Genomic DNA, 24,830 nt, shown 5'->3' on the forward strand with positions numbered 1-24,830 from the left:
CCCTACTGAGCGGTGATAAAAAAAATTGACTGGTATATCATTAAAAAGTTTTTGGGAAGTTTCGCACTTACCCTCGGTCTTTTTACGGTAATTATCATTGTTTTTGATGTGGCCGAAAAGGTGGATGACTTTGTGCAAAAACAAGTTCCATTTAAGGAGATTATAAACGACTATTACCTCAATTTTGTACCTTTCTTACTCAATCTTTTCAGCCCAATATTTGTTTTTATAACAGTCATTTTTTTTACCTCAAAATTGGCTTCAAAGTCAGAGATTATAGCCATTTTGTCATCAGGGGCTTCCTATTTTAGACTGCTCCGACCGTATATGATTACTGCCATAATCATTGCACTTTTTTCATTTGTACTCAATGCATGGATTATTCCTCGTGCCGATAAAGTCAGGGTGCGTTTTGAAAATAAATGGATTCGCGAATTGCAACACGAAAGCAAGCGTGACATAGTACAGCAATTGGTGCCGGGCGTATTTATGTCGTTGCAGAGTTTCAACTACATTGACAGCCTTGGATACAACATTCAGCTTGATAAAATTGAAAACGGAAGTGTTAAATCCAGACTTTTTGGAAATAGGGTAAGATGGAATCCGGAGGTTAATAAATGGAGAATTTACGACTACCGAATAAGAGAATTTGACAAAACCGGCAACATAACCTCCATCAAGTCGGGCAACAGTTTAGATACGGTTATTCCGTTTAATCCTGATGATTTTTTTAGACGGCAAGATGACGTGCAGTCTTTCAATTTAAATGAATTAAACAAGTACATAGAACTTGAAAAATTTAGAGGTACGGGCCAATCTTTTTTTTATGAAACAGAAAAACAGAAACGGTTTGTTGGGCCTTTTTCGATGCTAATTTTAACCTTTATTGGGGTTTGTGTTTCATCCATAAAATCGAGAAGAGGCGTTGGGTGGAATTTGGCCAAAGGCATTCTTCTCAGTTTTACTTATTTATTCATCATTCAGTTTTTTACTTCAATGGGGTCTAGTGGCACCATGCTTCCCGCATTGGCCGTTTGGATTCCGAATGTGATATTTATTTTTGTCGGAATATGGCTCTATGCAAATACTCAAAAATAAAATGAAAAGAACTCAAAAGTACATTCTGCCAATCATTGGGGTTGTTGTTTTATTTGGTTCATGCCAAAAGTACACTCCAAAACCACATGGATTCCCCAAAATTGAATTTCCAAAAAAGGAATATTCAAAATTTGATGAAGGTTGTTCTTACACGTTTGATATTCCGAGTTATGCCATTGCAGAGCGAGATACACATGAATCGGCCTTGCCTTGCTGGTTTAATATTCGGATTCCGCAATTTGGAGCTACAGTTTATCTGAGCTACAGACATTTGCAGAGTTTAGAAGATTTAGACACCCTTAGAGAAGAAGCGTTTAAGTTGGCTAATAGAAACAATATAAAAGCCGATGCCATTGAAGATCAAGTTTTTGCAGACTCGGCACATCAAACCTTTGGTATGACCTACGACTTGCTTGGACCGTCCGCTACACCGTTCAATTTTTATCTAACCGACGTAAAGAAGCATTATTTAAGAGGTTCTTTTTACTTTGATTATAAAACAAATCAAGATTCCGTTGCACCCATTTATTCATTTCTTAAAGAAGATTTGCAGGTGCTTCTAAAAACCCTCGAGTGGAAATAAATAGAGTCTTATTTTACCCTCAGGTTCTGATTTATCTGCAATGGAGTAGATTCTTTTATGCCGTTTAGCTTGCAGATTTTTGAGACGGTGGTTCCGTATTTTCGACTAATCGCCCAAAGTGTTTCTCCTTTTTTTACTTTGTGATAAACTTTTGAAGACTTTGTTTTAGTTGAAGATGTGGTGGAAGTTGAGGTTGTTGTGGCCGGTTTTGTTGGATAGTTAAAATCGCTGATGCTGATATATACCGAATCCACTTTTAACTGTTTGTCGGTGAAAGAGATGATTTTGTTGGGATCCAATTGTCTGCCTTTGTATAAAGTTTCAAAATGCAGATGTGAACCAGTAGATCTACCAGTGTTGCCACCAAGACCGATAATTTGCCCGGCAGAAACCGTTTGGTTTGGAATAACCCATCGCTCCGAAAGATGCCCGTAAAGTGTTTCTAAACCGTTGTAATGTCTTATAACCACATAGTTTCCGTAGCCACCAGCATTATATTTCGCTATTCGCACAACACCGTCAAAAGCCGCATACACTGGGTCTCCGGTTTCCAAATCTATATCCACTCCTTTGTGCATTCTATGATACCTCCAACCAAAATTGCTTGTAAGGTCGCCAGGGCAAGGGTGGTGGTAGTCGCAGCCAGACTCAACCAGTCCCAAAGTAATTCCGATAAGGCTATCCATTCCGGCCAATTTGGGCTGATCTACATTTAACGAATCCCAACTATGACCGTATAAGTGAGAGCATGGAATAAGTGAAGAATCATAAGCCCACCAACCTTCATAGTCGGACAAATTTATGTCCTCATCGGCAAAACCATTGTCGTAGCTTTCGCCATAATCTTCGTCATAATTCTCTAAATCCTCATTGTCGTTTTCGTTCGCATCCTCATCTTGGGCAAAGGCCGCATTGGCAAAGGCAAAAAAGCCCAACAGAAAAATTATGTATTTATTTACTTTCAAAGTGCTCAAAAAAAGTTGTTATTTCCGCAGCATCAGCTTTCAGTTGATGTTGTAATAATTTAACGGTTTCAAATTTAATCTCATTTCTCCAACGTTTAACGAACAAAATTTCTAATTCTTGTCCATAAATGTTGTCATTAAAGTTAAAAATATGAACCTCAATGGAACGAGTCTTTAAGTTCAAAGTCGGTCGGGTGCCAATATTGGCCATACCATTGTAGGTTTTGGCCAAAACATTCACCCTAACGGCATAAACGCCGTTCATCGGAATAAGTTTATAGGTGTCAGAAATTTCAACATTGGCCGTCGGAAAACCTAAGGTTTTGCCCAGTTTATTTCCTTCAATTACTATGCCTCTAATGCCAAAAGTTCTTCCAAGCAACTCATTTGCATGCGGAATATTGCCATCCAAAAGTGCATTTCTAATTTTGGTAGAGCTCACAATGCAATCGTTAATATCTTGTTCGGCAATCTGATCTATCTGATAATTAAATTGATGTGAAAACTTCTTTATTTCCACAATCGAGCCTTCTCTGTTTTTGCCAAATCGGTGGTCGTATCCCACAATTATGGTAGAAATATGGAGCTTTTCCACCAAAATGTCTTTTATAAATTGATAGGCCGAAATTCTACTTATCTCTTTGGTAAAGGGTAAAATCACAAGATAATCAAGTCCAAACGATTCGAGCAATTGTGCCTTTTCGTCAATGGTTGACAACATTTTTAGTTGATTATCATCCGGAAATAAAACAAGACGTGGATGAGGATAGAATGTTAGCAACACCGAAACGCCATCTATTTCTCGAGCTTTTTTCACAACATGAGTAATAATTTTTTGATGGCCGAGATGTACCCCATCGAAAGTGCCTTGAGTTAAAACCACAGGTTTATGCTCAACAAAATGCTCTAAATCTCGAATTATTTTCAATAGAAGGCGAATATAATTACCCTTGCTTTAATGTGTTTATAAATTCCTCAAATCGTTGAACGGAATAGGCTTCTTCAACAGAAAAATCCCCAATTTTTGTACGTCTCAACTCGCTAAGATAGGCTCCACACCCCAGAGCTTCACCAAAATCGCGGGCAATGCTGCGTATATATGTGCCTTTGCTGCAAGCAATCTTAAATTTTACAATCGGTGGTTCAAAAGCTTCGATTTCAAATTGCATTATTTTTATGGGTTTGGCTTCAATAACAACATCCTCTCCGCGTCTGGCCTTTTCATAGGCTCGTTCGCCTTTTATTTTTACTGCCGAAAAAATGGGAGGTATTTGCATAATATCGCCAACAAAATTTTCAGCAACGGTTTGCAATGTTTCGATATTTATTGAGTCTATGGGTTTCTCATTTTCGGGTTCTGTTTCCAAATCAAATGATGGAGTGGTGTGCCCAATGGTAAAACTTCCGGTGTATTCCTTCGGTTGTGCCTGAAAATCGTTTATTTTTTTGGTGTTCTTACCTGTACAAATTATCAACAACCCGGTGGCCAATGGGTCGAGAGTGCCGGCATGGCCCACCTTTTTGACTTTTGTTAAGTATTTTATTTTTTTCACCACCTGAAAAGATGTCCAGCCTAAAGGCTTATCAATGCTGATGGTGTACCCCTCGTTAAAATGAATCATAGGCGGCAAATTTCGGACAAAAACACAAATTGGCGGTTGCCTTTTTAAAGTCTTACTTTTGAACCCGCAATGTCTATGAAAGATACTACATCTCAACGAAAATCAGATCATATTGAATTGGCTCTTGCTTCGCAAATAAGTAGGACAGATTCAAGGTTTTATTATGAACCAATGTTGGCTGCACATCCCACCGTAAAGTACAATGAATTTGAATTTCTATCCAAAAAAATGAACTTTCCGTTGTGGATAGGCAGCATGACCGGTGGAACGGAAAGAGCTGGAAAAATCAACATGAACCTTGCAAAGGCAGCAGGCAAACATGGTTTGGGTATGGGGCTGGGGTCGTGTAGAATAATTTTGGAAAATGACACGTTTCTTCCCGATTTTCAATTGAGAAAATATATTGGCGATAATTTTCCGTTTTATGCCAATTTGGGCATTGCCCAGGTGGAGCAACTCATTGAAACAAACCGATTACATTTGATAAAAGAGTTGATAGATAAAACCGAAACGGATGGATTAATCATTCATATAAACCCACTACAAGAGTGGTTTCAGGCAGAGGGAGATTTATTTAAAAATTCTCCCATTGATACGCTGAACCGGTTTTTTGATAAAATGAATTGTGCGGTAATTGTGAAAGAAGTGGGGCAGGGTATGGGGCCAAAAAGTTTGGAAGCACTTTTTAAACTTCCAATAAAGGCAATTGAGTTTGCCGCCGCCGGTGGAACCAATTTTTCAAAAGTAGAGATAAACAGAACCAAAGAGAAAAGCAACGAGTTTGAGGAGTTGGTATATGTTGGGCATAATGCCGCTGAAATGGTTACTTTATGCAACCAATTAACCTCAAACAACAACCAATTTTTATCAAAAGAAATAATCGTTTCGGGGGGAATTGCCAATTTTTTGGACGGATATTATCTCAACATGAAAATTAAAAATACGGCTGTTTTCGCCATGGCATCGGCTCTACTTTCTTATGCAGAGGAGAGTTTTGAAAAATTAGACGAGTTTATAGAAGCCCAAATAAAAGGATACCGACTGGCTGAGCAATTTTTAACAATAAGAGAATGAGTATAAAACCAGTATCAGGATTTAGTAAACTTAGCAAACAAAGAAAGGTAGATTGGGTAATTACCAATTATTTTGAAATGCCGGAAAAGGCTTTGGAATTGCTTAAAAGCTATTGGCACGGCAACGAAAAAATACAGCAACTGCATGATGAGTTTATTGAAAATACACTCACCAACTTTTATATGCCATTTGGTGTGGCACCCAATTTTTTGATAAACAATAAAATGTACTGTCTGCCCATGGCCATTGAGGAAAGTTCTGTGGTGGCAGCCATGTCCAAGGCCGGAAACTTTTGGTTAGAAAGAGGTGGTTTTAAGGCGGAGGTGTTGAGTACCACCAAAGTTGGGCATGTTCATTTTGTTTGGAGAGGCAAAGATTTTAACCATCTAAATAGTTTCTTTGAACGGATAAAACCTCTTTTTTTTGAGAAAACCCAAGAAATTACTAAAAATATGCGGGCCAGAGGTGGTGGCATTTTGAATATCGAATTGGTAAACAAATCGGGGCTTGAGCCGAATTATTATCAACTAAAAGGCAGTTTTGAAACCCGAGATTCTATGGGAGCAAATTTTATCAATACCATTTTGGAAAAATGGGCTGATATATTGGAATCGGAAATTGCTGCCGACACCACTTTTTTGGAAGGAGAAAACAATGTGGAGGTAATTATGAGAATATTAAGCAATTACACACCCGATTGCTTGGTGCGAGCCTCCGTTTCGTGCCCTGTTTCCGAATTGCATGTGGGGGAGGGGATAAACCCAGAGCATTTTGCAGAAAACTTTGTGCGGGCGGTGCATGTGGCCGAAATTGAGCCATATAGGGCAGTAACACACAACAAAGGCATAATGAATGGCATTGATGCCGTGGTTATTGCCACCGGAAATGATTTTAGAGCTATTGAGGCTTGTGTGCATGCGTATGCTTCTAAAACCGGTCAGTATAGAAGTCTATCACATGTTGAGGTAAAAGATGAACAATTTACATTCTACATCGAAATTCCGCTGTCTTTAGGTACGGTTGGTGGCATAACATCATTGCACCCAATGGTAAAGTTTTCAAGTGAATTATTGGGCAATCCGAATGCAGAAGAACTGATGAAAATTGTGGCTGTGGCTGGATTGGCACAAAATTTTTCAGCCTTGCGGTCGCTTACCACAACGGGAATTCAAAAAGGACACATGAAAATGCATTTGCTCAATATTCTGAATCAATTTGAGGCCACCGAGCACGAAAAGCAGCAAATTATAAAACATTTTACCAATAAAGTACCGAGCTATCAGTCGGCGTTAGAAGCTTTGTGCAATCTCCGAGGTATTTCTGAGTCTGAGTTTAAAAAAACAAACTAACTAATGGCTGCGTAAACAATAGAGGTAAGCCGCTCAACTTCTGTTTTTGACGCTGCCATTAATTCATTTGCAGATGTACTTAAGGCATTTGCTTTGGCAGGGTCGCTTAAACCTTTTGAATTTACCAAAACATTCATGCCTGCCCCATGAATGGCGGCATTAATGCACAATGCACCCACTCCGGCATCGGTAATGGAGTTTTTATTCCCATTTTTTATCATTGCATCAATGCAGCTATATGCCTCAAAAGCAGTTTTCATAACTTGCAAAGGCACTTCTGCAGCATATATAGAGGCTTTTAAAAGGGCTTCATTTCTATCAATTATTTCAGATTCTGAATCTTTAGGCATACGAACAGCGTCAATAATTCCATTGAACGAACGTGTGTCTTCATCAACAAAATAGAGCAGTTTATCTTTGATTTGTTGAGCTTTTTCAGCCCAGTCCGAAAACTCATCAATTCGATTTTCCCAACCCCTTTTATTGGCACTTAGGTTGGCAACCATTGAGGCCAACGAAGCTCCCATACTACCCATCAACGCAGAAATGCTGCCACCACCCGGAGCCATGCTTTCAGATGCCGTTTCATCAGCTAATTCACGACAGGTCATATCCACCAATCGCGTATCAGAGGCATTTTTTAAGGCATATTCTATAATTTTTTTATTTGGGTCAAACGGTGCTAATTCATCAAGACCAAGCGATTTAATGGCTATTTCAATTATTTCTTTCTCACTTACACCGACAGATCTACCTTGTTTTTGCAAAAAGAATTTTCCGGCCTCCAGCAGAGCGTTTAGGGGTACTAAGCCCACCAATTCGCTTCCGGTAATACGCACACCACGCTCAATACAACTTTTCTCTACTTCGTCAAAAAAAACATGTAAGGGGGTTTCTTTATAGTTCGTTAAATTGGCCGAAATCTGGGCGATGCCATACTCTTCAATATACCACCCAACGGCTTTTACCGATTTACAAACACCAGGAATACGAACAGCTTCGCCATTTTCGTCCCGTTCAATTTCGCCTGTAAACGGATTTCCGATTCGCTTTACTCGTCCTGCCTCACGCACATCAAAGGCAATTCGGTTGGCTATTCTGGTTGATTTTGTGTTCAGATTGATATTATACGCTATCAGAAAATCCCTTGCACCAATCACCGTAGCTCCGGAGAAAACATTCATCTCGGCCTTTCCAAAATCAGGCTTCCATTCAGGTTGAGTTATTTTGGCAAAAAAGCCTTCGTATTCTCCTGCCCGAATTACGGATAAATCATTTCGATAGGCTTGTTTTTGGGCGGCACCATACAAATAAACCGGTATGTTTGTGGAGCTACCAACACGCTCGGCCAGTTTTATAGCATATTTGGCTGTTTCTTCCAAACTTATATTTGAAACGGGTATCAAAGGACAAACATCGGTTGCTCCCATGCGGGCGTGTTCACCGTGGTGTTTGCTCATATCTATAAGTTTGCCAGCAATCAAAATGGCTTGGTAGGCAGCTTCTATTACAGGTTCTGGTTCACCCACAAAGGTTATAACTGTTCGATTTGTTGCTTTACCCGGGTCAACATCAAGCAATTTTACTCCGTCAACTGCTTTAATGGCCTCCGCTATTTGATTAATGATGCTTATATCTCTACCTTCACTAAAATTAGGCACGCATTCAATTAACTGTTTCATCTGTTTATAATTAATGTTAAATAGTAAACTCAATGGTTAAAACGGGACAACAGAACCATGAGTTTTGAAGTGGCGAAATTAACGGAAAAAAAAATCCCTGCCTTTTGATGGGCAGGGATTGTATTAAATTTTGTTGAAGATTAATATTCCCAAAGGTCGTGCTCAAAAATAAAGAGGTTATTTTTAATCTCTTCAGCTTTAATCAAAGAACTGAATGGATTGTCTTCATTTTCGGGATAATATTTAATATCATAATCCCAAACATTCTCCTCTTTAATAACATAACTACTAAACATTCTCATTTCAAACCAATCGTCAAATGATAACCTTGCAGCACTATTATGAGGATTAAAGATTTCTTGATTCACTAATACAGGTCTCAGCTCATCCATTTTTACCCAAAATAGAGAAGCTTCGCCAATACTTACCCCACTAGCCTTTTGATCAAACAAGGGAGCAATTGCAATAATACGAGCTCTGAAATCTGAATAGTTATAATCAAAAATCCAATCTTCCATTACTCTATATTTACGAATATCCTTTGCCTCAAATTGAACCACCATAACCGTATCTTTAAAGTCACCAGGATAGTCAGGGTCAGGAATTTTCGTCACAAATTCATACCCACCTCTATCTTTTAAATCGTCTTCTGAATAGACACCACCGTTTTCTAATGAATCACTAGTGTAAGCGGTTACATGTCCCATAGGGCAATCAACACTGGTAGCTGCACAGTAGATAATGTTATAAAACGGGTTTCGAGGCCAATGCATAGGTAAGTTCTGCTTTTCGCGAACATCAATAATTCTATGAATTCTTTGATAATACTTCACGTTAGCCTCTCGGGTGTATCTGTGTGGAATTACCTTTCGCTCATTAACCGCCTTTTTGTCGTATGAAAAATCTTCTTCTGCACTTTGGGAGAAACCCTCAGTTGCGAATAAAGAAACCATACATGTAAAAATCAGAATTCTTTTAATCATAACAACTCGCATTTAGTTGAGAACGCAAAACTACCTAATTTATTTTAAATTATTTCAATCATTATTGGTTGCAGAGTAACACTTCCTCCAGGACCTGTGGCACGAATTTGATCAACAATAATCCTATCCCCTCTATTGGCTTTTTGAATTGCACCTTTCATCGCACCATTTATTGCACCACCATTTCCTTTAGTCAGAAATGCCTCACCACGTCTCGGGGCAAGAACAAACTGATAGCTTGTAACGGAGTATGTTATTCCGTCAACCACAAAACCTTCACCCATCGAGGCAAATATTGAATTTTGTGCCAAAAGAGCAGGCTTTGGTGATGGTGTACCGCTTGCAATCGCACCCCATTGAGCAATCGGAGTCGGTAATTTCTTGATACGATATTTTTGAGAACCAACAGATCTTGTTGTACCATCACTCATTTTGGCACTTGCTGAAATAACTGCCTCACCTCGACTGGAAACACGTGCAACGTATTTACCCCCAGAGCGAGAGATACTTCCACCAGACATTGTTACAGAAACATCATTCGGATTAACGCCTGGCACCCCAACAGATATCTGATTATCAATCCCGATGTATAGCACGTTCATCAAATCAGCGGAAATAGTTGCACCACCCTCAAAAACTTGATACGTACTTTCGAAAGGATATTCTTTAGTTCCTTTTGCAGTTTTAACATTTACTTTTCCGGCAAATTTAAATTCTCCTGATGAACCACCATTGGCCTTATAAATCATTTTGCCACCTTCTTTCGTTAATCCACCGCTACCGCCTTGTGTAATAATGTATTCATCATTTTCACTTCCTTTTGTCTTAGCAGCTAAAAATATTTCCGCTTGATATGTCCCGTTTTTCATAATAACAGAACCATTAAGTGGCTTTACAACAGCCTCCATTGACTCAATTTTGAGCTCAGGCACATCACCTTGATTCAAAACATCCAAAACAGCACTTTGAGTTGAGCGAGCATCTGTCTGCATTTTAGTTAGCAACGTCATAACGCTTGCCAATGGACTATGCTCTAAATATTTCGCCGACCAAGATGGATAATGGTCTCCTTTTTCATTTGGATCCAATGCGGCCATCAATTGACAACTATGCTCAACAGATTGCTTTTTTGAAGCTTCGATGGAAACACCTTTTGCAGTATCCGAATCAAGAACGGCAATCAACTTTGCTCTAGTATCATTAACCAATTTCTCCAAATCCTTTCCTCGCTTACCCTTATCTTCAACCATGAAATAATTTGCATGGTTTTCCATATCGTCCATTTTTACCAATTCAGCCTCATACGATTTTTTGTCTTTGTCGGCCAACTCCTCTCTACCTCCTGTTTTATCTTCCAACTCCTTTTTTATACCATCAATTTTGGCAACAAAATCATCGGTAATCGTCTTCGCTTCTAAGGCTCTGTTATAATATGGAACAAGAGTAGGGTCGTTTTCTGCTTGTTTAGCAAAAGCTTTCATCTGCAAATCTATTTTAGATGCCAAGTTTTCTTTTGCTTTGTTGAAAGAAACCTCCATTAAATGGAATGATTTTAAGATTTCTTTTGATACGTTTAGTGCCAAAAGGGCTGTTAACACGAGATACATCATGTTAATCATCTTCTGACGAGGGCTTAATTTACCACCTGCCATAGTTTTTAATTTTTTAAGTTTAACAAAATTTTAACTAACGTTGGGTAAATTAGTTATTTGGTCGCATTGCGTTCAACATACCACCATAGATGCCATTCAAGCTTTGAATATTTTTGTCGAATGCAGCTAAGTTAGAATTTACGTTGGTAATAGCGGAAGCAGAAGCTTTAAAGGCTTCGGTAGTGTCGGCCAAACTATCAAGTGCTGCAATAGCTCTTGAGTAGGAACCGCTCATAGCTCCCAAGTTATTGCTTGCTTTTGAAATGTTTTCAGCGTATTCTTTGGTGGCAACCGTTGCTCCACTCAAATCAGCCATATTTCCAACATTTTCGCTCAATGAACGCAGGCCGCTACCTAATCCTTCTATCAATTCTGGACCTACTTTGGCCTCAGCCAACATTTTATCAAGTTCTTGAGAAACGCTTAGGCCATTATTATTGCTCTTTTTATTTCTATTGCCATCACCTTCCAATCCGGCCAATTCAGGATAAACCAAGGTCCAATCCAACTCTTCGTGAATAGGTTCGAATGCAGATATTAAGAAAATTAACACCTCGGTGGACATACCAGCTATAAGCATTTCGTTTGCTCCTTTCCAGTGCATGATTTTAAACAATGCACCCGCAATTACAACAGCAGCCCCAATACCATAGGCCATCCCCATTACTCGTTTACCTTTTCTGGTTTCCAAAAAACTTTTACTCATTTTAATACTTTTTTAATTGTTTAACTTTAGACTTTTAAATTTTTGTGTTTTAATATTTGATAACTGTTCAAATGCAATTATTGTGTGTCAAGGGCAGAACGACCAATGTAAGTTTGAACACATCGGAAACCGATGAATGATTTACAAGTGTCTTGATATTCATAAGCTCTTGAACTGTTTTGAATAAAGTAGGCTATGTCCTTCCAAGAACCGCCTCTGATTACTTTTCTTGATAACGTAATGTAATCTTCACCATCTACCTCTTCTACCGCATCATAACGATAATCTGGGTTAAAGTCAGTCGTAAATTGGTGGCTAGACTCGGCATAGGCGTTAATAGTCCACTCGGCCACGTTGCCTGCCATATTGTATAACCCATAATCGTTAGGGAAGTATGAATCAGATCTTACAGGATAGAAACCACCGTCACCAATATAATCTCCTCTGTTTGGCTTAAAGTTTGCCAAAAAGCAGCCTTTACTGTTTCGGGTATAAGGACCGCCCCACGGATACATATTATTGTCTCTACCACCTCGAGCAGCATATTCCCATTCGTATTCAGTTGGGAGTCTCCAACTTTCAGTCAAAGGCATATCCACTTCATTCCAATGGTGTTGCATTATCCGTGTTCTCCAATCGCAGAAGGCATTGGCTTGATGCCAGTTTACACCCACAACCGGATAATCATCATATTTTGGATGGTAAAAATAAACACGTGTCATTGGGTCGTTGTATGAATAAGCAAAATCGCGAATCCAGCACAAGGTGTCGGGATAAATTTTAACTTTTTTCTTTTTGATGTATTTACTTCGATCGTTTTTCTCATCGTAGTATTTACCATAGTCATTAGCGGCCATAACAAGGTCAACAAATTGATAATCATACACCAATTTACGCATATCTATTTGATACGCCTCATTATAACGATCTTTTTGTTTGTAGAACATGTCACCCAAATCTTCGTTGGTGTAGTCAAGTTCTCCCTCATAATCAATTACCTCATAGCTGGTTCCATCAGGGTTTTCAATTTCCTTGATGTTGTCTAACATTTTGTGTGCAATAGAATCTTGAACATAATACACGAACTGGCGGTATTCATTGTTCGTAATTTCCGTTTGATCCATCCACATAGAGTGAATAGTCACTTGTTTGTTAGGAGCAATGTAGCTTCTAAAAATATCTTGATCGCTTTGACCGGTATGGAAGGTTCCGGTTTTGATGTAAACCGTTCCATAAGGCTCAGGATGAAACCAAGGCTTTCTGCCCGGAACACCTGTCAACTCCCAGTCTGAAGTACCCATGCAACTCGTTAGAGTAGCTATGGCAAATAGAAATGACAACTTTACTGTGTTTTTCATATACGTCGTTTCTTAACAATCTACAATAATAATTTCTTAATTTTTACCAAACAAATGTTTTTTGTTTTTGAAAATCAGGGTAATAACGAAAGGCTGATTATAATTATTGTGTAATATTTTCCAAATTCAACTACAATTCTCTTGGGGTTTTATCATAATCCTGCCCTTTCTCTGGCGGAGCTTTCGGCTGAAAACAGTAACTAATCATTATTTCATGGGTGTTGTTACTCACACTCTGAACCCGGCTTGCTGTAAGGTCGAAAGAATATCCAAACTGTGTTTGGCCAGTAACGTAACCAAGCAAAAAGGTAAAGGCATCCGTATTTCCCCATTGACGATAACCTAAACCGGCTCTCCAAGTGTTGTTGTTTAATACGGTACAGTTTAAGTCAATTTGAAGTTTACTATTATATTTAATCAAAACGGCAGGTTCCAATACGTTGGCTCCCATATCCATTTTTGCACCAGTGCCTACATATATATGTTGTGCTAACGTATAGGGTGTACTTGTGTTTTGAATGATTAAATTGTAATTTGCTCCATTCAAATGAGACAAGGAAGCTCCTACATAAAAATCATCAAATTTATTACCTAAGCGTGCCTGTTTGTAATATGCCCCAAAACCAACGTCAAATTTGGAGGCTGATACATTTTGGGTTGGTATTCGTGGATCGTTTGGGTGCTTAAAACGAAAGTTTGGATTTACATAACCGAATTGTGAAAAACCTAACTCAACTCCCAACGATAGACGTGCAAAATTTCCTTGAATTGGAAGAAAAAATGCTGCCTGACCTTTGAAGGCTTGCGTTTTCATATAGCCAATACGGTCGTTATATACAGAAAGACCAACACCGGCAATAGGATAGGGTCTTGCCTCAGGTTTTATATTACCACTAATATTGAAGTTGGTAGTAACTGGTGCAACATTTTTTTCTATAGTACCACCTTGTATGGGTTGTTGGGTTTCTCTATCAACCCATGTGTTATCTTGATATCCAAGCCACTGATTGTGTTGAAGAAGAGACATACATATATAATCATCTTTCTCGCCAACAGTTGCCGGATTGTATGCTTGTTTAACAAACTTGAAATGAGAGTAATATGGGTCTTGCTGAGCCTTAGCCATATACCCCACTAAGAGTGTAACAACTACAAGAAAAGTCCTTAATGTAAAATAACGCATATTCATTTGCTGATTGCACAAATTAAAGTGAAACAAAATTATAAATCAAATAGTTGACGTGGAATGTTATAAAAAGGTTGGAAAATTTTTATTTTTTAGAATCTTCCAATGAGTTTGATGTTCAGTCTTCGGCCAGTTAAATAATTGGGAACGCCATAAACATTGTTGTTCAAATCTTTTACCCAAAGAAATGAAGCCACGTTGTTTACTTGCAATAGGTTGAATACTTCTAAACTCAACCAAAAAGATTCGAATTGAGACAGTTTTTTTGGTTTGATTTCTTTGCTAAAGCCAATATCCACCCTACGATATTCCGGAAGACTAAAAGTGCGGCTATACCTATGTTCGCCACCGAAATAATACGGAAGTTTGGATCCAAGAACCAAACTAATATTCATTTTGTAGGAGGAGTCGGAAGGCAATTCATCCTGAAATAAAATGGAAAAGTTTAGACGTTGGTCGGTGGGGCGACTTATAAATCCGCTGTGTTTGATGTTGCCCGCCGAATCTTTATATTCAATGTTTTCCTTTGTGGTTAAAATTCCGAAATTAATCCAAGATTCAAGGCCTTCAATAAATTCTCCGTTTACCCGTGTGTCGAATCCGGCGGCATAGCCTTCTGATGAATTGGTGGCCAAATATCGGAGCTTTACATTGTCGATAGTATATGGCACCAAATCTTTAAGTAGTTTATAATAGGCTTCGTTTATCCATTTAAAATCACGCCCCCATGCTTTAAAAGTCAAATCAGAACTAAGCATAAAATGATATGATTTTTGAGATTGTAAATTGGTGTTTAAAACGCCATAGATATTTCTCAATTCACGATAAAAAGGCGGTTGATAATAGGCTCCCAACGATGCCTTAATAAATAAATCTCTTTTTCGGAGGTCTGTGAAATGGTCTTTTATCTTACTAAAAGTGTCTGCATAGTTTTTAATATTGGCATCTAATTGGTAGATGGCTTCATTAAATTGAGCCTGAATGGTGTTGTTATGTTTTCTGTTGGGCTCAAAGCTAAAAATGGCACGAGGAGTTAATGTTGTTTCCTTATTCAAACTCCAATGATTGGCTCTTATTCCCCAATTGAGCGTGGCATTATAATCCTTATTAATTATTACTTCATCCTGAATATATGCCATAATTCTATTGGTATTGAGCATGTTGGTCATTTTTACATAGTCATCCAAATGAATTTCATTGGCGGGATAGGAAGAGCTGTTCAATCTGTATCCGGAACTATCGTTAAAGTTCCACTCTTTTAAATAATCTTTAATTTTTTCAATTTGATAAGTGGCACCGGCATTTACATTATGTTTTCGGCGTTTTATAGATGCCATTAGTTTAAGGTTGGAAACATCAACATTTAGGCTATTTCTTGCATGGTTGATAAAATACCCATAACCCAACAGGGCCCTTGCCGAGGCAAAATTGTCGGAACCCGGGTTGTTCTCAAGTTGCTCCAACCGATAAGCTCCTTCAATAGTAAAATGCTCTGTTTCTTGGCTGTTGAAATTGCTTCCGATAAGTTTGAAAGTTGTCGAATCATTAGGCCGAAACTTTACGGTAATGGCATTTAAAAATGTTTTGTAATCCATTTTTTCGGCACCGCCAAAGCCAATATAAAGCCGCACGGCGTTTTGAATAGTGCCAAAATTCGTTTCTCTGCTTTGAGGAACCACCAAATATTGATTTTGAGAATAGGTAGAAAACCAACTGAATGTTAAGTGATGGGTCAGATTGTAAAACGACATGTCAGATTGTATATCCACAAATTTTGGCCGATAATCGCCGGATACATCTAAGCTATTCAATAAATATTGCAAACTCCGATATCTGGCTCCAACAGAATAGCTGAATCTGATGGCAGGTCGGTCTTGCACCTGAATGCTGCCACCCATTAAACTGGCTTCTACCGCACCCGATAGTTTTCTGGGTTCGTTGTAAGTCACGTTTAATACGGATGACATTTTATCGCCATACTTTGCCTCAAAACCACCTGAAGAAAACTGAATGCTTTTGGTCATGTAGGGGTTTATAAAACTCAAACCCTCCTGTTGGCCACTTCGAGCCAAAAATGGGCGATAAACTTCAATGTCATTTACATAAACAAGGTTTTCGTCAAAATTTCCGCCCCGCACGTTGTATGCCGAACCCAATTCGTTTCGTTTTGAAACTCCAAGAGATACGCGGGCCACCACATCTTCTATTTGCAGTGAGGTCAATTTTGTTATTGTTCTGGGAGGTATAGTTATGATTTTTGGATTGCGAATCGAGATTTCCGTTGGTGTTAGCGTGTTGTTTTCAAACAAAAAGTTGACTTCAAATGATTGACCTCGCCTCAGAACAGGGGTATTTTTAGAAATTATTGTCCCATAATTATCGGCACGAACCCGATACGATTTTCCCCATCTAACGGTAACATTATATTTTCCATTGGCATCTGTAAAGACATTAAAAGTTGAGTCGAATGCAATTGGAATGCTTTGGATAGCCTGCCCATCTTCATCGATAACTTTTCCAAAAATGTTGGCCGAATCTGATTGAGCTTGAACAATTTCTATCGAAAAAAGTACTAAAATGAGTGGGAAGAATCTTTTCAAAAGGGTCATTAATTTTATGATATAGACTCTAAACGTGTTTTAATAAAGAAATTGTATTGATGGGATTATTTGACGAAAATACGGTATTTCCGGCCACCAGAACATCCGCCCCAGCCTGCACCAACTTTTTGTAATTGTCCAGAGTAACGCCGCCGTCAATTTCAATTTGAAAATGAGCATTTGCATTTTTTCGCATGGTGGCAAGGGTTGAAATTTTTTGGTAGGTGTTTTCAATAAATTTTTGCCCACCAAATCCCGGATTTACACTCATCAAGCACACAAGGTCAATATCGTTTAGCACGTCTTCCAGTTGGTTTACATTGGTGTGTGGGTTGAGGGCAACACCGGCCTTCATACCCACATTTTTTATGGCCTGAAGTGTTCTGTGCAAATGGGTGCTGGCCTCAATATGCACGGTTAAAATATCCGCTCCGGCGTTTTTAAAATCATCGATATATCGTTCGGGTTGAATAATCATTAAATGAACATCAAGTGGTTTTTTTGCTATTTTTTTCAATCCTTTTATTACCGGAAAACCAAATGAAATGTTTGGCACAAAAACTCCATCCATCACATCCACATGAAACCAGTCGGCGGCACTGTCGTTTATCATCTCAAAATCGCGTTGCAGATTGTTAAAATCTGCCGAAAGAATAGAAGGGGCAATAAGGTGACTCATTTAATTTTTATATCTTCAATAATTTTTTTGCCAATATAAGTATTCACTTTCTCCACAATTATTTGTTTGTGATAAAACAATTCGTTTTTCAGAGGTGCCGATAAAACTTCGATATAAAGTGTTTTTTTATGTATCGAGAGTTTCGCAGTATTTCGGGCAATGGTTTTTCCAATAATTGTTTCCCATTCATTTTTTATTCGGTTTTCGGCCATTTTTTCGCCCAACTCATACGAGTCGAACATAGTTTCAATCAAATCCTTAAGAGATTGCTCGTTTTGCATAACCTTTAACCGGCCTCAATATTAAAGAATTTTTTTGCGGTATCTATTTTATGGAGATTGTCATTCAACCTTTTTTCACTTGTATCGGTAATAAAAACCTGGCCAAAACTGGATGTTGCTATCAGATTTAGCAATCTTTCGGCACGTTGTGCATCTATTTTTTCAAAAATATCGTCAAGCAGCAGCAGTGGTTTTTTATTTAAAACCTGAGCTATGTAAAGATATGCAGCCAAATTTAAGGCAATGGTGGCCGATTTTATTTGTCCTTGAGAGCCAAATTTTTTGACCGACACATTATTGATGCTTGTTTCCAAATCATCTTTATGAATGCCGTGCAGAGTGCGTTGTGCATAAAGATGGTTTTGAATATTGTTTTTCATCAATTCTAATGCGGAGGTTTGGCTCAATTGAGAGGAATATTCAACAAAAAGTTCTTCATCTTTTAAAACCAATTTTTGATACACCTCATTCACCAAAATTAATAGAGCATCGATAAAGTTTTTTCTTTTGTGGTAAATCAATTGCTGAAGCGGAACCAATTGATGGTCAATAGCTTCAAGGGCAATTAAATCGGTATTTCGCGATGCAAAAAACAATTTTAAAAGTTCGTTTCTATGGTCAAGCAGTTTGTTGTGTTTTATCAACGCCCGTAGGTATTCCGAATCGGATAGCCCAATGGTTTTGTCCATAAATCTTCGGCGTTCTTCGCTATTTCCGGTCAGCAAAAATATATCTGACGGAGCAATCATAACAGCAGGCAAAAAACCAACGTAATCGGCAAGTTTCTTTATCAACACACCGTTTTTTTTGGCTGTTTTTTTCCCATCATGTTGTATGCCAATATTCAAGGAAAACGCGTTGTCAGTGTCTTCTAAGGTTGCTTCTATATAAGCGGCAGACTCATGAAATTGAATATTTTGAACATCGCTGCGATTAAAATAGCTTTTTGCGTTGCATATATAATGTATCGCATCAAGCACATTGGTTTTTCCAATGCCGTTTTTTCCGTAAAAACAATTAAAACCCGATTCAAATTCAAAATCAATTTTTGAATGATTTTTAAACTGAAACAATCTTAAATGTCGGATATACATTGTAAAAATGGAAATTGTATTTTTGCCGCCTCAAAATTAGATGGATAAATATCCTTTTTTGAGAGAAAATTGAATTATGGCAAAAGTAAAATTTAGCAAAGAAATATACCTAAAGTGGTATGAGCAAATGCTGCTTATTCGTAGATTTGAAGAAAAATCAGCCCAACTTTATGGTCAACAAAAAATTAGAGGTTTTTGCCACCTGTATATTGGGCAAGAGGCTGTAATAGCCGGAACCATGAGTGCCATAACCAAAGATGATAAACTCATTACGGCCTACAGAGACCACGGTCATGCGTTGGCCTGCGGCATATCTGCCAATGAAGTAATGGCCGAGCTATATGGCAAAGCTACCGGATGCAGCAAAGGCAAAGGTGGCAGTATGCACATGTTTAGCAAAGAGCATAATTTTTTTGGTGGTCATGGCATTGTTGGGGGGCAAATTCCGCTTGGAGCCGGCATTGCATTTGCCGAAAAATACAACGGAACAAAAAATTTGTGTGTGTGCTACATGGGCGATGGTGCCGTAAGACAAGGTGCGTTGCACGAGGCTTTTAATATGGCCATGCTATGGAAATTGCCTGTAATATTTGTGGTTGAAAACAATTATTACGCCATGGGTACCTCAGTAGAAAGAACAACCAACGTATTGGATATTCACAAAATTGGTTTAGCCTACGACATGCCTCATTTTCAGGTGGATGGAATGAAATGCGAAGATGTTCACAATGCAATATCAGACGCAGCGGATAGAGCCAGAAAAGGCGATGGACCTACATTTTTAGAAATAAGAACCTATAGATATAGAGGTCACTCCATGTCAGACCCGGCCAAATACAGAACCAAAGAGGAGGTAGAAAAATACAAAGCCATAGACCCTATTGAAGTGGTGGCTAAGACATTGATAAAAAATAAATGGGCAACTCAAAAAGATTTGGATTTGATTGAGGAAAACATTGCCAAGGTAGTGGAAGAAAGTGTTGAATTTTCTGAAAATTCGCCTTATCCAGATGAGTCGGAACTCTATACAGATGTATATGCCGAAAACTATCCTTTTATCATGGAATAAATCGACCAACTTTTTAATTTTTTTTTAACCTATAATTGCAAAAATTTTAAATAACAGATGAGCGACAATCAAAAAACAAATGTTGGAGCAGAGAAACAAGCATTTTCTATTAATGGATTTTTAGAGAAAAATTCAAAAATGATGATGATTGTAGGTGGGGCATTAGTGCTTGTTTGTGCCGCATGGTGGTACGTAGCTGATGTTTATAAACCAAAAAAAGAAAAAGCTGCCAACAGTGCTTTGTTCTTTCCTCAAGCAAATCTTAGAAACGATTCAATAGAGTTGGCTCTAAACGGTGATGGCGAAAACATGGGTTTGATTGAAGTGGCCAAAAAATACAGCGGAACTTTGGCCGGCCAACAAGCAGCCTTGCACGTGGCTCGAATTTATATGAATCAAGAAAAATATAAAGAAGCCATTGAATATATTGACAAAGTTGATTTTGACGATGAGATTTTGGCTGCTACCGTAATTGGTTTAAAAGGAGACTGTTATGTAGAGATGGACGATGTTAAAAAGGGTGCTGAGTACTTTATGAAGGCCGCCAACAAACGTGATAATCTTTTTACAACTCCATATCATTTGCAAAAAGCTGCACGTGCCTATATGTTTTTAAACGATTCAAAATCGGCACTAAAAGCCCTTGAAAGAATCAAAGAAGACTATAATAAAACCTATTATGCAGCCGACATAGATAAGGAAATCGAGATGGCAAAAGCCGGAATGATTGATAATAAATAATGTCTTCGGCAGATAAAAATCTTTCCAGTTTTTTAGAAAAAATTCCTTCCAAACCCAATGCCCGAATGGGCATTGTTGTTTCTGAATGGAACAATGAAGTAACTTTTTCTTTGCGTGATGGTGCCTTGAGGATTCTTCAAATGGCGGGCGTGGCAAAGGATAATATTACCATTACCTACGTTCCAGGAAGTTTTGAATTGATATTGGGCAGCCAACGGCTTGGGCAGCGGGAAGATATTGATGCCGTAATAGCCATAGGTTGTGTTATTCAGGGCGAAACAAAACATTTCGATTTTATATGTGAAGCCGTGGCCAACGGCATTGCCAACATTAATTTGAAATACAACAAACCCATAATTTTTGGAGTTTTAACGCCAAACAATCAGCAACAAGCATTGGATAGAGCAGGGGGCGTGCATGGCAATAAGGGCGAGGAGGCTGCCTATACGGCACTTCGCATGATAGATTAGTCAAGATTACCCACCAAAAATCCTATCGCACAGAATGGCAGTGGCAACGGCCGCATTTAGACTTTCCGCCTTACCAAATTTTGGTATAGTGATAGACTGATGTTGAACACTTTTTAATTCGTTAGAAATTCCGTTGGCTTCGCTACCAATAACCAAAATGGCTTCCTTTTCTGTCGTTTCATAAACCGATTGGCCTTCCATTTCTGCAAATAAAATAGGAAGATGTATAGACCCTAAAAGAGAAACCAAATCAATATAAATTACTTCTACCCTTGTAAAAGACCCCATAGTGCTGCTTATGGTTTTTGGATTATAAAAATCTACCGTATCAGGCGAGCAGAAAATGTAGTTTAATCCATACCAATCGGCTATTCTAACAATGGTTCCTAAATTGCCAGGATCGTTTATTCCATCCAAACAAAGAATCTTTTTTTGAGACAAATTCGGTTTTTTATGCTTTTTTTGATTGACTACCGCTATCACTTCGCTAGGTGTTTTAAAGAAAGACATTCTCTCTAAATCGGCTTTTGAGGCTTCCTGAATCTTTTGGTTTTTAAGGTGGTTTGCGTTTTTTTCAATCCACTCGATTGAAGCATTTATTTCACAAATTTCAAAATCACTGTTGATTAGTTCAATAACCGATTTTTCTCCTTCTACAATAAATTGAGTGTATTTTTGGCGATATTTCTTTTGGTGCAGCGATTGAACAAACTTTATATAATTTTTGGTAATCAAAATGTGAATAGAATAGGGGCAAAGGTATGTCTTGTTTCGATATTCGTGGTTTTTTTATCAAGCTGCCTATCAAAGAAATTGGTGCCCGAAAATCAATATTTGCTCAACAAGAATCAGGTTATAGGTTTGAATGGCGAGGTAAGTAAAAGTGATTTATTATATCAGGCTAAAATTAAACCAAACCGAAAAGTATTGTTTTTTAAAGCACATTTGGCGGCTTACCGCGTTGCCAGAAAGGTGGGGCTAAAAAAAATAGGCGAAAAACCTGTTCTGGTTGATACATCTGCTGTGGCCGCCTCTGCCGAAAACATGCAGCGATATTTGATAAAAAAAGGATATTTTGACAATCAGGTTGGGTATGAATTAAAACAAACAAAATGGCGTAAATTTTTTAAAATCAAAAAGTTAAATGTTGTTTACAAGGTAGAAACAGGAAATCCGTACATTGTAAAGGATATTAAATACAATGTAGATAATGAGGATTTAAAAAATCTAATTGAATTAAACCTCAGAGAAACCAATTTGCAAACAAATAAACCGATAGATTTTGACAAAATAGGAGAGGAGAGAACCCGACTGAATACGATATTTAAAAACAATGGATTCTACTATATGAATCCAGGATATATTGATTTTGAACTTGATACCATTGGGCTAAATCATGCCATAAATCTGACGGTAAACATAAATAAACCCGACAGCGGTGAGCATGTAAGACAAATGATTAATTCGGTTTTGGTCATTTTCGAAACTGGGGTTAATCTGCCTGATACCATTAAAAATCAGAAGTACCAGGTTTGGTTTGTCATGAATGGAATGGATATTACGCAAGCCGTTATAGCGAATAATATTTTATTAAAAAGGGGGGAATATTTTAGCCAAAATAATTTAGAAACATCATACGAGCGATTGGTAAACCTCAATCTTTTTAGAAGTGTAAACATAGAAATAAACGGACAGGCAGGGGTAAACGACCAAATAAATGTGGTTGTGCGGCTAAAGCCAACATCAAAATTTGAGTTTGAATGGCAGCCACAAATCATTTCTTCCGAGCAGCGGTTCAACAACAGTCAATCAAGCAGAAACTGGGGGTTGGCCAATCAGTTTTCTCTAAGAAACAAAAATGTTTTTCATAATGGAGAAGAGTTTAATATCAATCATCGCACAGCATTAGAAATGCAGCAAACGCGTGATAGTAATTCTTTGTTTAGCACCTTTGTTCAAGAAATAAATGCAGAATTGAAGGTGCCGCAGTTGCTGTTGTTTAGAAATAGAGGTAACTCCCTCAAAATAAGCTCGGTGGCCACCAATTTTTCGGCGAGTTATTTGTTTGAAACCAATCCGTTTTACAAGAGAAATTTATTTCCGCTTTCATACACCTATGTTTTTACCGACAAAAAATTTTCAGCAAATATTTCTCCGTTGGTTGTCAGTTTAAACAAAGCAGAATATAAAGATAAACTTTTGGAGCAGGCAAGCCAAAGCTATATCGAAACATTAAATAAAATTTTTACAAACAATTTGATAACAGCTTCCAGAGTAAGTGGTTATTACACCAACCGGAAAAAGTACAACCCCAATTATTTTGTTTTGAATAGTAACCTATTGGAATTGGCTGGATTATTTTTGCCTCAATTAACAGATTATGGCCAAAAATTGGGAGTTCATCACTCCACCTTTATTCGTTCTGATGCCGACTATAGATATCACCATGAATTCAACAAGACAGACGAAATAGTTTTTAGATTTTTTGGCGGAATCGGCGTTCCAATTGGCTCAAAGTCGTCGTTGCCTTATGAGCGAAGATTTATTAGCGGTGGCTCAAACTATTTACGAGGTTGGCGTATCCGAACTGTTGGTCCAGGTTCATTTTCTGCAGCAAATAATTTGCAACTTGCCAGAACCGGAGAGATGAGTTTGTTGGGAAATGTGGAGTACCGATTTAATATGTTTGAGGGATCGGTTGATTTGAACGGAGCCATATTTGTGGATGCCGGAAATGTATGGAATTTAAAGGCCGATACGCTGTTTCCGAATGGAGATTTTAGCTTTGACAGGTTTGGCAAGGAGCTGGCTTTAAACACAGGTTTTGGTTTTCGATTTGATTTTGAATTCCTCGTTGTTCGTGCTGATTTGGGCATACCTGTTTGGGATCCAAACTACAATTTAGATGAACGTTTGGTTATCAGAAATGCGTTTAAAGACAACTGGATTTTTACGCGTCCTGTTTGGAGTGTAGCGGTGGGTTATCCTTTTTGAGTTCTTTTTTATTTTTCTTAATTTTTATGAGAATTTCGGCAAACACAAGGTTTGGCACAAAACCCAACCACGTAATTAGTTGATAAAGAAATAACGGATTTGGTTCGAAAAGCGTTGCTATCAAAGGTTTCCAAAGTCGGAGGGTTATGGCCGAAAGGGATAGGGCGTAACTGCGAATCATAAAATGCTCGTGTTTATCAAATTTGTGTAGCCTTATCTGCCGATAAGCCGTGAATGTAAAATAAAACCAAAGCACCGAAAGCACCGAAAAACCGATAATGCTTGGCCAATGCCCATTGGCATAAAGGCTTAAAACAAGACCCGATGGTGCGGCTAAACAAAGCACAATTATCACATACAGTTTTCCAAAAACACGATGCAGTTGGGTATGATTTTTTAAGAAACTTTTTGAAAATTGGGTAAATCCGGCAAGCAATGAAAATATGGCCGTAAAAGAGTGGATAAAAAAGGAAATTTTCCAAAAGTGGTTGGGCAAGTATTGCTGTTTTATTCTCAAAAATCCGACATCGGTATCCAAAAAGATGTATTGACCCACAATTTTACCCATCAAAAAAATGAAAAAGGCCAGCAAAGCATAAAGCAACGATTTAGAAGTATTAATCCAAATTTTTTTCATTTATCTT

Annotated in this window: 23 protein-coding genes; 8 read left to right on the top strand and 15 right to left on the bottom strand. The window is 38.1% G+C overall.

The annotated features are described in order from the left end of the window. The first annotated feature begins 12 nt into the window (after positions 1-12). Positions 13-1,098, top strand: a complete 1,086-nt coding sequence (locus H6607_04425) for an LptF/LptG family permease (GenBank protein ID MCB9261599.1) — start codon at positions 13-15, stop codon at positions 1,096-1,098. 1 nt (position 1,099) lies between these two features. Further along, positions 1,100-1,681 carry a gliding motility lipoprotein GldD gene (locus tag H6607_04430; protein MCB9261600.1) on the top strand — a complete coding sequence of 194 codons (582 nt, stop codon included), beginning with the start codon at positions 1,100-1,102 and terminating at the stop codon, positions 1,679-1,681. Positions 1,682-1,689: 8 nt separating this feature from the next. Here the strand turns inward: H6607_04430 and H6607_04435 are convergent, their stop codons facing one another. Genes H6607_04435 through truB form a run of 3 tightly spaced genes read right to left on the bottom strand, consistent with a single transcriptional unit; the run spans position 1,690 to position 4,268 of the window. Then, complete coding sequence (locus H6607_04435; GenBank protein ID MCB9261601.1) at positions 1,690-2,646, bottom strand: peptidoglycan DD-metalloendopeptidase family protein; 957 nt, start codon at positions 2,644-2,646, stop codon at positions 1,690-1,692. Then, positions 2,633-3,574, bottom strand: coding sequence for a bifunctional riboflavin kinase/FAD synthetase (locus tag H6607_04440; protein MCB9261602.1), 942 nt, complete (start codon positions 3,572-3,574; stop codon positions 2,633-2,635). Before H6607_04440 ends, H6607_04435 begins: the two co-directional genes overlap by 14 nt. 16 nt (positions 3,575-3,590) lie before the next feature. Next, entirely contained in the window at positions 3,591-4,268 is a 678-nt protein-coding gene (gene truB, locus H6607_04445) for a tRNA pseudouridine(55) synthase TruB (GenBank protein MCB9261603.1), read from the bottom strand. Positions 4,269-4,337: 69 nt separating this feature from the next. On the opposite strand from truB, the gene H6607_04450 reads away from it, so the two are divergent. Both H6607_04450 and H6607_04455 read left to right on the top strand, forming a co-directional pair. After that, positions 4,338-5,342: a type 2 isopentenyl-diphosphate Delta-isomerase gene (locus H6607_04450; protein ID MCB9261604.1), complete on the top strand. Its 1,005-nt coding sequence runs from the start codon at positions 4,338-4,340 to the stop codon at positions 5,340-5,342. Continuing rightward, the gene (locus tag H6607_04455) at positions 5,339-6,691 is read left to right on the top strand and encodes a hydroxymethylglutaryl-CoA reductase, degradative (GenBank protein MCB9261605.1); all 1,353 of its coding nucleotides are present in this window, start codon (positions 5,339-5,341) and stop codon (positions 6,689-6,691) included. Before H6607_04450 ends, H6607_04455 begins: the two co-directional genes overlap by 4 nt. Here the strand turns inward: H6607_04455 and ftcD are convergent. From ftcD to recF, 10 genes are all read right to left on the bottom strand, one after another. After that, on the bottom strand, positions 6,688-8,373 hold the full coding sequence (gene ftcD, locus H6607_04460) for a glutamate formimidoyltransferase (protein ID MCB9261606.1): 1,686 nt from the start codon (positions 8,371-8,373) through the stop codon (positions 6,688-6,690). The genes H6607_04455 and ftcD overlap by 4 nt on opposite strands. Before the next feature lie 140 nt (positions 8,374-8,513). Next, positions 8,514-9,326: a gliding motility protein GldN gene (gene gldN, locus H6607_04465; GenBank protein ID MCB9261607.1), complete on the bottom strand. Its 813-nt coding sequence runs from the start codon at positions 9,324-9,326 to the stop codon at positions 8,514-8,516. Between the two features lie 74 nt (positions 9,327-9,400). After that, positions 9,401-11,008, bottom strand: coding sequence for a gliding motility protein GldM (gene gldM, locus H6607_04470; protein ID MCB9261608.1), 1,608 nt, complete (start codon positions 11,006-11,008; stop codon positions 9,401-9,403). Positions 11,009-11,057: 49 nt separating this feature from the next. After that, positions 11,058-11,672 (bottom strand): gliding motility protein GldL, encoded by a 615-nt coding sequence (gene gldL, locus H6607_04475; protein MCB9261609.1) that lies wholly within the window; start codon positions 11,670-11,672, stop codon positions 11,058-11,060. Between the two features lie 119 nt (positions 11,673-11,791). After that, the gene (locus tag H6607_04480; protein MCB9261610.1) at positions 11,792-13,072 is read right to left on the bottom strand and encodes an SUMF1/EgtB/PvdO family nonheme iron enzyme; all 1,281 of its coding nucleotides are present in this window, start codon (positions 13,070-13,072) and stop codon (positions 11,792-11,794) included. A gap of 130 nt (positions 13,073-13,202) precedes the next feature. Then, on the bottom strand, positions 13,203-14,255 hold the full coding sequence (locus H6607_04485) for a PorP/SprF family type IX secretion system membrane protein (GenBank protein MCB9261611.1): 1,053 nt from the start codon (positions 14,253-14,255) through the stop codon (positions 13,203-13,205). Between the two features lie 95 nt (positions 14,256-14,350). Further along, positions 14,351-16,858, bottom strand: a complete 2,508-nt coding sequence (locus H6607_04490; GenBank protein MCB9261612.1) for a TonB-dependent receptor — start codon at positions 16,856-16,858, stop codon at positions 14,351-14,353. Positions 16,859-16,886: 28 nt separating this feature from the next. Continuing rightward, entirely contained in the window at positions 16,887-17,537 is a 651-nt protein-coding gene (locus tag H6607_04495) for a ribulose-phosphate 3-epimerase (protein MCB9261613.1), read from the bottom strand. Beyond that, positions 17,534-17,818 carry a DUF721 domain-containing protein gene (locus tag H6607_04500; GenBank protein ID MCB9261614.1) on the bottom strand — a complete coding sequence of 95 codons (285 nt, stop codon included), beginning with the start codon at positions 17,816-17,818 and terminating at the stop codon, positions 17,534-17,536. Before H6607_04500 ends, H6607_04495 begins: the two co-directional genes overlap by 4 nt. Positions 17,819-17,823: 5 nt before the next feature. Next, positions 17,824-18,912, bottom strand: coding sequence for a DNA replication and repair protein RecF (gene recF, locus H6607_04505; protein MCB9261615.1), 1,089 nt, complete (start codon positions 18,910-18,912; stop codon positions 17,824-17,826). Positions 18,913-18,988: 76 nt separating this feature from the next. On the opposite strand from recF, the gene pdhA reads away from it, so the two are divergent. The 3 genes from pdhA to H6607_04520 are packed head-to-tail and all read left to right on the top strand — an operon-like array spanning position 18,989 to position 21,192. Then, entirely contained in the window at positions 18,989-19,981 is a 993-nt protein-coding gene (pdhA, locus tag H6607_04510) for a pyruvate dehydrogenase (acetyl-transferring) E1 component subunit alpha (GenBank protein ID MCB9261616.1), read from the top strand. 57 nt (positions 19,982-20,038) lie between these two features. Beyond that, positions 20,039-20,722, top strand: a complete 684-nt coding sequence (locus tag H6607_04515; GenBank protein MCB9261617.1) for a hypothetical protein — start codon at positions 20,039-20,041, stop codon at positions 20,720-20,722. Then, on the top strand, positions 20,722-21,192 hold the full coding sequence (locus H6607_04520; protein ID MCB9261618.1) for a 6,7-dimethyl-8-ribityllumazine synthase: 471 nt from the start codon (positions 20,722-20,724) through the stop codon (positions 21,190-21,192). The genes H6607_04515 and H6607_04520 overlap by 1 nt, the downstream gene beginning before the upstream one ends. Positions 21,193-21,198: 6 nt before the next feature. On the opposite strand, the gene H6607_04525 is transcribed toward H6607_04520, so the two are convergent. Further along, the gene (locus H6607_04525; GenBank protein ID MCB9261619.1) at positions 21,199-21,927 is read right to left on the bottom strand and encodes an RNA methyltransferase; all 729 of its coding nucleotides are present in this window, start codon (positions 21,925-21,927) and stop codon (positions 21,199-21,201) included. A 3-nt stretch (positions 21,928-21,930) separates the two neighbouring features. Here H6607_04525 and H6607_04530 point away from each other — a divergent pair, with 3 nt between their 5' ends. Further along, positions 21,931-24,186: a BamA/TamA family outer membrane protein gene (locus H6607_04530; GenBank protein MCB9261620.1), complete on the top strand. Its 2,256-nt coding sequence runs from the start codon at positions 21,931-21,933 to the stop codon at positions 24,184-24,186. Here H6607_04530 and H6607_04535 read toward each other — a convergent pair. Next, the gene (locus tag H6607_04535) at positions 24,143-24,823 is read right to left on the bottom strand and encodes a DUF2306 domain-containing protein (GenBank protein ID MCB9261621.1); all 681 of its coding nucleotides are present in this window, start codon (positions 24,821-24,823) and stop codon (positions 24,143-24,145) included. The genes H6607_04530 and H6607_04535 overlap by 44 nt on opposite strands. Positions 24,824-24,830: the final 7 nt, after the last annotated feature.

The sequence above is a fragment of the Flavobacteriales bacterium genome, from assembly GCA_020635395.1.
Taxonomy (GTDB): domain Bacteria; phylum Bacteroidota; class Bacteroidia; order NS11-12g; family UBA9320; genus UBA987.

Excerpts from the sequence above, each read along its gene's own strand:
- H6607_04430 (MCB9261600.1), top strand. The coding sequence starts at position 1,100 with ATGAAAAGAACTCAAAAGTACATTCTGCCAATCATTGGGGTTGTTGTT.
- truB (MCB9261603.1), bottom strand. The coding sequence starts at position 4,268 with ATGATTCATTTTAACGAGGGGTACACCATCAGCATTGATAAGCCTTTA.
- H6607_04450 (MCB9261604.1), top strand. The coding sequence starts at position 4,338 with ATGTCTATGAAAGATACTACATCTCAACGAAAATCAGATCATATTGAA.
- H6607_04455 (MCB9261605.1), top strand. The coding sequence starts at position 5,339 with ATGAGTATAAAACCAGTATCAGGATTTAGTAAACTTAGCAAACAAAGA.
- ftcD (MCB9261606.1), bottom strand. The coding sequence starts at position 8,373 with ATGAAACAGTTAATTGAATGCGTGCCTAATTTTAGTGAAGGTAGAGAT.
- gldN (MCB9261607.1), bottom strand. The coding sequence starts at position 9,326 with ATGGTTTCTTTATTCGCAACTGAGGGTTTCTCCCAAAGTGCAGAAGAA.
- gldM (MCB9261608.1), bottom strand. The coding sequence starts at position 11,008 with ATGGCAGGTGGTAAATTAAGCCCTCGTCAGAAGATGATTAACATGATG.
- gldL (MCB9261609.1), bottom strand. The coding sequence starts at position 11,672 with ATGGGGATGGCCTATGGTATTGGGGCTGCTGTTGTAATTGCGGGTGCA.
- H6607_04480 (MCB9261610.1), bottom strand. The coding sequence starts at position 13,072 with ATGAAAAACACAGTAAAGTTGTCATTTCTATTTGCCATAGCTACTCTA.
- H6607_04485 (MCB9261611.1), bottom strand. The coding sequence starts at position 14,255 with ATGCGTTATTTTACATTAAGGACTTTTCTTGTAGTTGTTACACTCTTA.
- H6607_04495 (MCB9261613.1), bottom strand. The coding sequence starts at position 17,537 with ATGAGTCACCTTATTGCCCCTTCTATTCTTTCGGCAGATTTTAACAAT.
- H6607_04500 (MCB9261614.1), bottom strand. The coding sequence starts at position 17,818 with ATGCAAAACGAGCAATCTCTTAAGGATTTGATTGAAACTATGTTCGAC.
- recF (MCB9261615.1), bottom strand. The coding sequence starts at position 18,912 with ATGTATATCCGACATTTAAGATTGTTTCAGTTTAAAAATCATTCAAAA.
- pdhA (MCB9261616.1), top strand. The coding sequence starts at position 18,989 with ATGGCAAAAGTAAAATTTAGCAAAGAAATATACCTAAAGTGGTATGAG.
- H6607_04515 (MCB9261617.1), top strand. The coding sequence starts at position 20,039 with ATGAGCGACAATCAAAAAACAAATGTTGGAGCAGAGAAACAAGCATTT.
- H6607_04520 (MCB9261618.1), top strand. The coding sequence starts at position 20,722 with ATGTCTTCGGCAGATAAAAATCTTTCCAGTTTTTTAGAAAAAATTCCT.
- H6607_04535 (MCB9261621.1), bottom strand. The coding sequence starts at position 24,823 with ATGAAAAAAATTTGGATTAATACTTCTAAATCGTTGCTTTATGCTTTG.